We start from the raw sequence: 11,436 nt of genomic DNA on the forward strand, positions 1-11,436 counted from the left end.
TATTTGTCAAGCTGACAAACTAAAGCAGAAAAAGCGGCAGGATTTCCCCCTGCCACTAATCATCTGTTTATGCAAAAGGCTATGTCACAACAAACAGTTGATAAATAGCCATTTTTATAGGGGAGTATCAGAACTCCCCTACAAACTGTTATTTGCAGTTATCTATACTCATTTGGAATTTCGATATGAAATGTCTCACACAATAACTTCACATCATGTGCATCATTTTCATCAAACTCGTATCCCAGATGGAACATTACTTGACTATATGGTTCAATACAGGAAACCTCTATTTCCTCAATTCTTCCTTTACCCGAAAAAGTTTCTACCGGAAAACAATCCCCATCATAAAGAATTTCACCTTCGTCCGTATATTCAAAACAATGCAAATCAATAATTCTGTTTTTCAAATCTTCCCATACAGTATGGTTCAATGTTGTATATTCCATCTTAATCTCATAAAAGCCATTAGCTTTCATTATTTCTATAAAGTTCTGATAATCGTTCTTTTCTACAAAAATGTCAATATCATTATGGGCTCTTGACTGATATCCAAGAAGAGCATCTACACCCCAGCCACCATCAAGAAAGACTTTAATCTCCGCATCTATTGCAAATTGAAGAATCTGTTTTACATCTGTTATATTGACCATCTTATCATCTCCACAAATTCTAATTAGGCGACCAGAGGAACTGCTGGTCTGTTTGATAAATCTCTGCATTTAGCAGTTTTCAATGTTGCCAAAACAAAAGTTAAGAAGATGTTCCTTTTCTCCATGTCGCTTTCTTTGGCGTAATTTACAAGGTTATTCCACACAAGATAGTTGTTCAGATACTTGGTAGAAACACCGTTAAAGCCACGCATAAACCTCTTTAGCTGGCTATGGTAGCTATTGATATGTTGGATATTATAAATGCCTTTCTTGGCTTTGCCAGTCTTTAACTGCACAAGGTCAATGCCATTGGCATTTGTAAATCTCACATAGGAGTTCATCTTGTCCGTAACAAGAGTGGAATTGGTCTTAATCCTACCATCATAAATATGATGTAAATCTCTTGTAGAAACTCTACCAGTATTCGTAATCTTGGAGATAGACAAGCCATTCCTATTAACCGCACAAGGAACACATACCTTTTCTTGGGACAAGCCTCTGATATGTGTAGAATGACCACGCTTATGAGCCTTGCGTGGCATAGCAAATGTCTTACTCTTGCTATGATTGCCCTTGTACGAGATGGCGAAAAAAAGTTTCGTCAGCCTCAATAATGCCGTCAAGGGTAACATCGTCTGCCATATTCTGAAGTGCATCCAAAATCTTGTGTCTCCAAAGGAATGCGGTGTTTCTGTGAATCCCACAAGCAACAGCAGTCTTACGAATGGATAAGCCATTCATCATACAATCAATGTACTGCTCCCACACGGACAAGTCTTTTCTTGTACCAGACACAATGGAGTTCGTAGCAATCACAAAGGACTTGCCACAATCCTTACATACATATCGCTGTGTGCCATCTTTACGATGACCATTGCGAACCACATGGATACAGCCACAAAGAGGGCATACACGACCATTTGCAAAGCGTTCCTTTGCTACGAAATCTTCAATATTCAAAGACTTTACAAAGGCAGGACTTAAAAGCATTGTTTTAAGGCTTTCCTGCTCTGCGACAGTCAACTTACCGATAATATCTAATGCGTCTTTGATAGTAGGCATATCCAATTACCTCCTTCGGTGGTACTGTTTCTTACTATTATTATACGCTATTTCTCGTCAAAAATCAACCATTTGTTGTGACAGAGCCATGCAAAAATAATTTCCTTTTCCACAATCTCCCTCGCACAAGCCCTTATGTTATTGAGGCATCCTGTCCATTCTAAGGCGTTTTCTGCCTTTAGCTGTTCCGTTATGCCCTGTGCCTGTTTCATACCCTCTATGAGCCTTTCAAAGCGTTCCTGTGCCTGTCTGTCAATGTCGGCAAGGTAAGCGTTAAGTCTGCCGCTTGTAAGAAGATTGGTGTATGTAACTTTGCAGTGATGCTTCAGATAATCCAAATGCCGCTGTCCCCAGATGCCTATCGGCTGTTCTTCTTCGGCGGGTACAGTTAAGCACGGTATTAAATAATCGCCTTGCCTTTCGTATTTGCCGCCCATTTCCTCAAAAATTGTCTTTGCCATTGTCTGTTACCTCCACATTCTTTTTTATTTTGAATGTCCGCAAAATCCGTCCTACATCCTTGGATCGTTGGTATGCTGGAATTTGCACCATCTGTGGCTTCTTTAATGTCCTCTAGTTTTCCATTCCAAATGGTCAACTGATTAACCAGGAGCTTGTCGGAAACTTTGGAGTAGGATAACATAACCGTCTTGGTTTCTGTTTGAGAGGTTCGCTGTTGTTGCTCACTCAAATCAGATACATAGGTCACTTGATAGGTAACTTCCGCAAGTGCAACATTACTTTCTGTATTGACATAGATACTGGCTGATTCAAATCGGTAGTCAAGCATATAGTCTTTATAAACTTGATTGATCGCTTTATTCTGATTTGCTTCCTCTTCTGAAAATGCCGAGTCCGTCATGTAGGGTTTGATACGAGCGTTATTTTCACCCAGCTGGACCTTGGTGAAATATTGAGTGAGAAATTCATTGACAAGCTCATCTGATAGGACTGTCGCTCTTTCCTCCTGCTTTTTCTTTGACACAAGTTTATTGGCTTCTGCTCGTATTTGGTTCTCTGTTTGCTTTGAAATGGTTTGTGAGCCAATCGTGTAGCCAATCATGACCATAAAACTGACTGCGATTAAACCTCCTAATCCAATCAGAAATCGAGCTTTCACTTTATTTAACATGGCTTACTCCTCTATTAGTGATAGCTTCATCATATCAAGATTAGCTTGGAGATTTTATCACAAGAAAAAGGACTACCAGTAGGTAATCCCCATGTTAAACGATTCTATTTCTCCACCACCTCATACTTAAGCTAATAGCAAGAAATAAATTCAATGCAATATAAAATCCAGTGAAACTCCATATGCCATTAGCTGCTAAATCTTCTGAATATAGGTGTCTTTCTGTGAAGAATAGGTAAATTCCATATATTTCAATAAAGACTAATCCACTGATGAGTCCGATAAGAAATAAAGCACCTGAAACTTTCACAATCCGATAAAGGACAAACAACATCAGTCCTATTGCTGCGATAATCAAAAGGCTTTGTAGAATTTGCTCCAACATCTTACACCTCTTTCTAGGCTAATTGCTTGCGATAATAGTCAGCCTGTCTCTTGTCTAAATCATCAAGTTGGGCAACCAAATCAAGGTATTCTGCCTTCGTCACCTCATCTAAGTTTGGAAAATCATTCTCACGACTTGTGATGATGAGTTCCAGCTGTCCAGTGATTTCACGCTTTGAAAAGCTATAATCAAGAGTTTCATCTTCATACTGTTCCTTTAAAGCTTGGTAGTTGGCTCTATCCTCTGGGCTTGTAAAACCTTGTGCCAACCATTGTTCAAGTTGATAACGTATTTCTTCTACTGTTTTGGTCATGGTCTGTGCTCCTTATGTGATTTCTTGACTTCATTTTACCGCGTTCAAAAATATTTGTCAGCCATTTTTCTTATATCTCGAGTACTACTTGTTGCTTCATTTGGGGTGTTGTATCTTCACTAAACTTGGCCAAAGCCGCATCAATCTCCTCTATCTCTGCTTCTTTTTCAACCAAGGGAGCCAAAACATCATACTTAGCCATTACAAGCTGATATTCCTCTTCCTTGGGAAAGATTTTCTCAACTTCTACTTTGGCTACTTGTAGCTTATCTTTTAAATCCTTTACCAGCTCTTGTGTCTTTTCTTGGTCATCTATAATATGGTCAATGGCATTACTGATCCGTTGAATGGTTCCCACGTCTGATTTCAAATCAAGGGCGACTGTATATTGGTTATCGCCTACAATCATCAAAGAAACAGTCTCTGGCAAAGGCTCACTAGGACCTCGTGTAGTCATTTTTAAATCAAATCCTCTAAAGCTGGCAAGTGTTTTGACTTCCTTGGTATCTGAGCGGTTATAGGTAATGAGTTTTCGCAGGTAGTCTCCTGCTTCTGCACGATTATTCATTGCTTGATTGTCAAATCGCATGACAAAATCTTGCGACTTTGTTGCCAAAGATTGGGCAATATCTTTATCATATTGACTCAACCGTTTTTCCATGATAGGGAGGTGCTTCTCGCAATAGGAAACAGTGTGACGGTATTCATCTTTTGAGCGATTAAAAGCTCGTTTTTGATTTTCTAACACTGTCAGTTCATTTTCCAATTCCATTTTGAGTTTGAGATAGGGATTACCAGTGGCTAAAGCCTTAAAGTCTGATGCGGTCATGGTTTGTTCATCAATATCTTCTGCTGATCTCACAGGATCTTTTGAAGTCATAATCTGAGTGATGTATTTGAGCTTATTCTCCTGTGTCTGCCAAAGGTAATTGTCAAAGCTCCCTTTTGTAATATAGTGATAAATATCTACCTCCTGGTGCATGTTTCCCTGACGTATCAGTCGTCCATTTCGCTGTACAATATCTGAGGGACGCCAAGGAACATCTAAGTGGTGGACAGCTTTCATGCGTGATTGTACGTTTAGACCAGTTCCACCTTTTTCCGTAGAAGCCATGAGAATCCGCACTTCACCACTATTGACCTTTCGTGACAGTGAGTTTTTCTTCTCATCAGTATTGGCATCATGGACAAAGGCAATTTGTTCCTTTGGAATACCTCGATCGACTAGCAAGTCCTTAAGTTCATTGTAGACATCAAAACCCTCTTCCTTACTTTTAGGGGTACCAATATCAGAGAAAATCATCTGTGTGGCTTTGTCTCCAGCTCCTTCACGGTAAATCCGCTCGACATTATCGACCACTTGAAGGATTTTCTTATTATCCGCTAAGGTATAGGCAGGGTCAATCAACCGCATATCAATGGCTAGTTTTCTGGCTTCACCTGTGATTTTAAGCATGTTATCTCTACTTGGATCAACACTACCTGACTTGATAGCGTCTGAACGCTCTACCAGTTCTTCTAAATAGTATTTCTGAGCTTGCGTTAACTCGCTTTCCACCGCAATAATTTTAGCTTCAGGTACTGGTAAATCAAGCATGTCTGAAGTCTGAATATCGGCAGTTTCCTTGTAGATTCGCATGAGTTCAGGCAGGTTGACAACTTTCTTGAACCGTTTCTTGGGTTGGTACTTATCTCCTGTCGGGGCTAGTTCCATGGAGTTTTCAATATTCCCAAAAGCCCCAACCCATGAATCAAAATTTGATACCTGGTATCGTTCCAAGACATCGGGTTGAATGTAATTCATCATGGTGAAAAGTTCACTTATAGAGTTAGAAACTGGTGTTCCTGTCCCTTAATCGAACGCTCCGCTTCTTTCACCGTATAATCACTATCACTTCCTAGTTTAATTTCTCTGAGTTGTTCGAGTTTGTCATTGATATAGGTGACCTGTTTCTCACGACTCATCGGTATTTTCTCAAATTGTGAATCCCCAATGACAATGGCATCATAGTCCCCTGTAATAATCCTAGACACAAACTGCTTGCGTTTGGCTTTGGCAAAGTCCTTCTTAGTGGTCACATAGACTTTCTTGGTTGGGAAGAACTTCATGATTTCTTGACCAAACTGAGCAGTTAAACTAGATGGGACCACATAAAGAGGCTTATGCACCATCCCTAATTCCTTCAATTTGAAACCAGCTCCAAGCATGGTCAAGGTTTTTCCAGACCCTACCTCATGGGCTAGTAGGGCACGTTTCTCCTCCACAATCCGTTGAATGGCATTCTTTTGGTGAGGACGTAAGGAAATATTCTGTGCGAGTCCATCAATGGTTAAATGGCTACCATCATAAACCTTAGAAACTGTACGATTATAGAGACTATTATAGGTATCTTCAATCATCTGTTGGACGTCTGGATATTTTGCTACAAAATCTTGAAAGAGTTCTTGTAGGTGTGTCTCCTTAGCACGCAGAACTGTTGTTTTCTCTACATCCGTCACATTCTTTTTCTTATCCCCTTCGACAACTTGTTTTGTAATGGTTGGTTGATTGGAATTCAGGAGGTTTTCAAAGATTTTACGACCACTATCATAGCGTGAAGCAGGGACACCTAGACTCCTATCCGTTGCGTTGGAATAAGTGTAGGCAAACTTTGATTGGTAAGTAATAACTCCATCAATGGGACTGACTTCAAGGACTGTTGCTACTTCTTGGTCTGACAGTTCATAGGCTTTCCCCATAAAGGTTTCTTGGGCAAATTTTCCGTAAACAGACAAAGGAATCCAGCGTGAACCGATTCGATAATCAATGTCTGCTAAAGTAATGCGTGCTGGTTTGACTGTTTCTAGAAGTCCTGCATAATGTGGCCAGTTAAAGTCTTGATTATCTTGTTTGACGAATAGGTCCACCACTTCTAACTTGGTAACCACATCACCTGACAGAAAGTCTTGGCGAGACACATAGGTCAATTTCCCATTCAAATACTTCTCAGGATCAGGCATAATGAGGTCTCCTAGCTCCTCAATCAAGGACATCTTAGAATTGACCTGATAAATGGACATCATATAAGCAAAATCAACACCTCTGCCGTCAGCTAAGCTAGAATTTAAGGCATCAAGGGCAGTATGTACCTTTTTAACCTCTTTTTCAGGACGCACTAAGGCCTTCTCAAAGGCAAGGGACTTAGTATAGATAACAGACTTTCCACTTGGATCCAGACTTTCATCTTCCAAACTAGCAAGAAGCGAATACTTATCATCACTATCAAAAAGATTGCGGTTCACTGCACTGTTTAAATACCCATAGCGTTTGACAAAGCTATCATAGGTACGATTGAGTTTGCCTAACAAGTGGTTAAAGGTCTCCTTATCGTAGTCATAATAGCGTTGAATGGCAATGACTTCTTGGTAGGCATTTCGAATGTCCACCATTCCCTTAATCCGTGCCACTTCTTTATCAGACAATGGAGCTTCATAGAAAACTGTCTTTTTATAATATCCCTTAAACTGACCACGTTTGGCTGCATCATCTGTAACATAAACATCTAGAGCAGTGCTATCAGTTACTTCTAAGGCATTAAAGCGATCAATCTGCTTTTGGGAATGCTTGGTGTCCCAGGCTTTGAAGTTACCATCTTCATCGACATAGTAACTGATTTCTTCCGTCTTGGTCCCCACTCGAATGCCTTTATTATCACGATAGTAAACTGTAGAACCCTGATAACCAAAACTGTACTGACCCAGATTCTCTCTCATTTCAGCTGGAATGGAGGTATCAATGACTTGTTTGGTCAATACATCTGGGTTAATGATGACCTCATTTCGATCAATCTCTCTTGGAGTCTTGACGTGATTTAGAGCAGTTTGGACGCTTGCAATCAAGTCATCACTAGTCCCCTTAACAGAAAGTGTTCCTCCGTTAAAATTTCTGACCTCGTAGGTTCCTAGCACTTGGCTATTGTATTCCCCATCAAAGTAAGGATTGAGCCAAATGCGACTATCCTTGTCATAGCGAATGGAACCTGAAAAGGCTAGGTCATCTTCCACATATCCCTTGTTCAAGTGTTTCTGGAAGAACAACATATCCGTTGTGAAACTCGTTCCTGCAATGGCCTTAAAGGCAGAATCAGGCAGTCGAACCCCACCAAGAAATTCAGTTGTCTCACGAATATCTTGTAAGATGTTTTCTGTTCGCTTATCCATTGTTCCTGTTGAAGAGATAATCGCAACTTGTCCACCATCATGCACCAAATCAAGGGATTTTTTAACAAAATAGTCATGAATCATATAAGGCTTATCGTACTTGTTATCCGCGATCCGAATATTGGCAAATGGCACATTTGAAATTACCAAATCAAAACTATTGTCGTTAAAAGCCACCGTCTCAAAGCCCTTAATTTCAATGTGACTATTTGGATGAAGGTGTTTGGCAATAGCTCCTGTAATAGTATCTAATTCCACACCATATAACTCACTCTTTTCTCTTAAGTGTTTGGGCATTGCTGCAAAAAAATTCCCTGTTCCCATGGAAGGATCTAGGATTTTGCCACCTGTAAAGCCATCTCTTTCCAACTTATCCCACATCTGACGGATAAGGGCAGGGTCTGTATAATAGGCTGTCAGAGAGGACTGTTTCATATCCGAATACTCTTTATCTGTGACTAGGCTTTTCAGTTCTTCTCGTTCCTTAGAAAATTTTGGATTATAGTCATCAAAAAATTCATTGGCTAGTCCACCCCAGCCTACATACTTGGCAAGGAGTTCTTGTTCATTTTTACTTGCCTGACGGTGTCCCGTTTCAAGTGTTTTAACCAAACGAATGGCCGCAATGTTTGTCTCAACTTTCTCTCTAGCAGTCTTAGGATAAAAGTCTATCATATCTTCTGGAAAATAAAAGTCCATTACTGGAATCTCTGGAATTGATTCCCCTAAATTCTCAATGGGACCTTGGTTGTTTGGTTGGACAACAACATCATTGTTAGGTTCCTCTACACTACTTGGTTCCAATAGTCCAACACTCTGAACTGGCTCCTCTTCCAGAAATGAAAAAAGGTTTAATTCTTGGTCCGCTTCTTCTAACTCTGTTTGTGGTTCTGCCTTTAGCTGATGAAGTGCCTGACTGACTTCTTCCCAGGTCCTCAAATAAAGAACTGGATTTTGTTCAATGATATCCGAAAAATCATTGACTAACTCAATCCGAATCAAACCGTTCAATCGAGCATCGCTGACCGAAACGACCTCAAAGTCCTGTCCCTTATAGGAAACCAATGACCCCAGAGGATAGGTATCCAATACTCTCTGGACTAGTGGATTTTCCGCAAATTCTCCATCAACTACTTCTTTTCCCTCAGCTTTCTCTAGCTTGTTCTTCCAATCTCTGAGGGTTAAATCTGGCTGATTGCCTTTATCTTTTTCAAATTGCTCCGCGTCTTCTCTGCTTAAATCTTCATGTAAAAAGGCGTAGGCAGCTTGTCTCAGCTCTTCAATGGAAAGCTGACTGCCAAAGAAAAATTCAACCTTTTCATGAGTTAGCCCCATTTGGAGTAGTTCGGTCGCAAGGGCTAGTTGAGTTACCGTAGCTTTTGGATAACCACCTAATAAAGCAAGGTCCGAATTTTTCATACGAAAACGACCTGCCGCATCCAATAAAATACCGACTTGGTCTTGTTCAATTTTTTCTAATTCCTTTTCCTCAACTTGAGTCAAGGTCCGTTTCAGCTCATAGAGGCTGCCATCAGCCTCTAGATAGCTAAGTAACTCTTCTCCTTCAAAGACTGGTGTCATTTCCATTTCAGTGTCAAAATCACCTCGTCTAAAACTTGGGGCTTTGGAACGTTCATTTCGAATTTGGTCAAAATATGTTAGTATCTCAAATTTACGTCGTAAAGGTAACTCTTCATAAGCTGGCAGATGGCTGGTTTTTCCAGTTCGGATATCCAGTTGAGACAAATCTACATCCAAACTAGCAATAATCAAAGAGCCATCTTCTCTAAAAGATATTGCTTGATGAACACTTGTTTTGTGCTCATCAACAGTTTCTTCTATTTCTTGAACTGTTTCAAGCTCAGGCTCGTAAGTCAAGAGGAACTGTTCAATATCTCGGCTGATCCTATCCGCTAAATTATTAGCCACACGATAAACATTGACCAAATTAGCTCCCCTACTCTTTTGTAAGAGTGAATCCGGCGATATGGTTTGGTAGTGACCATTTGAGTCTAATAATTGAAAACGAGTGGCCAAATTGAACAAGGCCACTTCAATCACCAAGTCTTTTTCAGACGGCGATAGTTTGTCGAGTTTTTGGAGACCAGTTTGGCCGAATACTTGTGTATAAGTCAACAGGTCATGAGCAGTATCATAAGGACTAGCCTGTACAAAAGCTGAAACGTCCGTCTCAAAATGAAGTACCTGAACAGGGCTTTGGACTTCCTTTCTATTCACAATAAATTCTTTGATAAGGCTATCCCAATCCTCATCAAAGTGGTTTGCTTGGTAATACAAAAATGCTTCAAGCATGGCTCTGTCACGAGGAATGGTAGCCCGCAACATCTGTAGTAAAACTTTTTGATTCATTCGTTCCTCCCATCAAAAAAGAGCTGAGATTCTATTCTCAGCCCTTCGTTTTAGTCTAGGACCAAGGCTCGTTGGTCTTTTTCTTGTGGCATACCTTCCATCAAAGTCGCCACATAGTGTTGTAAGAAATGACTTTTTTGGTCTAGTAACTCTTTCTGCAAAGCTAGGTGAACCAAGTCGCCAAAATAATCTTGACTGGAAATGGCCAAGTCCTGTTGAATCATGGCCTGTAAGGTTTCAAGGCTAAGTGGTGAATAATCATCACTATCCAAAAACTCATACTGTTCCAAGGTGTCTGAAAGATTATTTGAGGACATTAGATCCATAATAAAACTAGAGCCTTCCCCTGTTCGGTACAATTTTTCCAGAATATCAGTCATATCTGCCTGGACTTCATCCAGATAGCCATCCACTTTAACTCGTAGCTCATCACTAATCAAGGATAGATCATCTTCATCCATATAATCTTGGTATACTTGATTGAGGATTGTTCTATCAGAAATACTTAATTCCAATGAGAGAAAGGCCTTGATAAACTCTTGGTAATCGTCCTTCTCCATTTCAGACAAAGTCTCTTTCATGGTGTCAAAGTTCCAAGCCATCACACAACTCCTTTTGTAGGACTAGTGGTGAACGTCCAGATTGTAGCTCCTCTAAATCCACTTGACCATCTCCATCTGAGTCACTGCTCAAAGGATTGGTTCCCAGAGCCAGTTCCTGAGCGTCTGTCAGACCATCATGGTCTGAATCTTTTTCATAAATGGTTTTCGGATTCATCTACTTCTCCTCCTTTTTCTTCAGTCCATAAGCCGTACCAAGTAGAATACCAGCTCCAATCAAGCCCAAAAGGGATTCCTGTTCCCCTGTATTTGGCAAAATGCTTGCTGGAACAGGCGGTTCAATAGTCTCAATTGGTGGTTGAGGTGGTGTGGGTTGATTTGGACTTGGTTCTTCAGGTTGAGGTGTATGTGTTACAACTGTATTTGAACTGATGACATAGCCATTCACTGTATGAAGATAGGTATTCTCCACCTGACCAGCCGCAATCCGTTTCATATGCAGGTAAACATCTGCCTGAAAGGCTGAATCATCAGAGACAGTCTCTAAGAAGGATTTATCAAATGAAATTGACACGAGGCCATTTTCTGTATCTACCTGTTGCAAGGTATATTTCGTGACTTCTGTCCCCTCTTTTAAGACAGAACCGTCTTTGAGGATGACATCCGTCATCAGATAGCTACGATGGTTCTGTTGCAAAGTTTTAAATCTACTATCAAATAAGGTAGAATAATAGAAAAAGATAGCAGGAGGAATGACGATG

At 40.4% G+C, this 11,436-nt stretch carries 8 protein-coding genes and 2 pseudogenes; all 10 read right to left on the reverse strand.

Going from position 1 to position 11,436, the window contains the following annotated elements:
• Positions 1 to 158: 158 nt before the first annotated feature.
• Entirely contained in the window at positions 159 to 653 is a 495-nt protein-coding gene (gene lnu(C), locus P7J36_RS10995) for a lincosamide nucleotidyltransferase Lnu(C) (protein ID WP_002837187.1), read from the reverse strand.
• Positions 654 to 676: 23 nt separating this feature from the next.
• Positions 677 to 1,715 (reverse strand): annotated as a pseudogene (locus P7J36_RS11000) (IS1595-like element ISSag10 family transposase).
• Between the two features lie 47 nt (positions 1,716 to 1,762).
• Positions 1,763 to 2,176, reverse strand: a complete 414-nt coding sequence (locus P7J36_RS11005; protein WP_208546504.1) for a TnpV protein — start codon at positions 2,174 to 2,176, stop codon at positions 1,763 to 1,765.
• Entirely contained in the window at positions 2,116 to 2,847 is a 732-nt protein-coding gene (locus P7J36_RS11010; RefSeq protein ID WP_024402539.1) for a hypothetical protein, read from the reverse strand. Before P7J36_RS11010 ends, P7J36_RS11005 begins: the two co-directional genes overlap by 61 nt.
• 94 nt (positions 2,848 to 2,941) lie before the next feature.
• Positions 2,942 to 3,232, reverse strand: coding sequence for a DUF5966 family protein (locus tag P7J36_RS11015; protein ID WP_000893083.1), 291 nt, complete (start codon positions 3,230 to 3,232; stop codon positions 2,942 to 2,944).
• A gap of 13 nt (positions 3,233 to 3,245) precedes the next feature.
• Positions 3,246 to 3,545 carry a DUF5962 family protein gene (locus P7J36_RS11020; protein WP_000169469.1) on the reverse strand — a complete coding sequence of 100 codons (300 nt, stop codon included), beginning with the start codon at positions 3,543 to 3,545 and terminating at the stop codon, positions 3,246 to 3,248.
• A gap of 70 nt (positions 3,546 to 3,615) precedes the next feature.
• Positions 3,616 to 10,115: pseudogene (locus tag P7J36_RS11025) on the reverse strand (SNF2-related protein).
• 50 nt (positions 10,116 to 10,165) lie between these two features.
• A complete protein-coding gene (locus P7J36_RS11030; protein WP_408552139.1) occupies positions 10,166 to 10,717 on the reverse strand; it encodes a hypothetical protein in 552 nt (183 codons plus the stop codon).
• Entirely contained in the window at positions 10,701 to 10,892 is a 192-nt protein-coding gene (locus tag P7J36_RS11035; protein WP_029174805.1) for a thrombospondin type 3 repeat-containing protein, read from the reverse strand. Before P7J36_RS11035 ends, P7J36_RS11030 begins: the two co-directional genes overlap by 17 nt.
• On the reverse strand, positions 10,893 to 11,436 hold a 544-nt coding region (locus P7J36_RS11040), incomplete at its 5' end, for an LPXTG cell wall anchor domain-containing protein (protein WP_408552141.1).

The organism is Streptococcus suis (assembly GCF_046032115.1).
GTDB classification, from domain to species: domain Bacteria; phylum Bacillota; class Bacilli; order Lactobacillales; family Streptococcaceae; genus Streptococcus; species Streptococcus suis_AJ.

Excerpts from the sequence above, each read along its gene's own strand:
- P7J36_RS11015 (WP_000893083.1), bottom strand. The coding sequence starts at position 3,232 with ATGTTGGAGCAAATTCTACAAAGCCTTTTGATTATCGCAGCAATAGGA.
- P7J36_RS11035 (WP_029174805.1), bottom strand. The coding sequence starts at position 10,892 with ATGAATCCGAAAACCATTTATGAAAAAGATTCAGACCATGATGGTCTG.
- P7J36_RS11030 (WP_408552139.1), bottom strand. The coding sequence starts at position 10,717 with ATGGCTTGGAACTTTGACACCATGAAAGAGACTTTGTCTGAAATGGAG.
- P7J36_RS11005 (WP_208546504.1), bottom strand. The coding sequence starts at position 2,176 with ATGGCAAAGACAATTTTTGAGGAAATGGGCGGCAAATACGAAAGGCAA.
- P7J36_RS11010 (WP_024402539.1), bottom strand. The coding sequence starts at position 2,847 with ATGTTAAATAAAGTGAAAGCTCGATTTCTGATTGGATTAGGAGGTTTA.
- P7J36_RS11020 (WP_000169469.1), bottom strand. The coding sequence starts at position 3,545 with ATGACCAAAACAGTAGAAGAAATACGTTATCAACTTGAACAATGGTTG.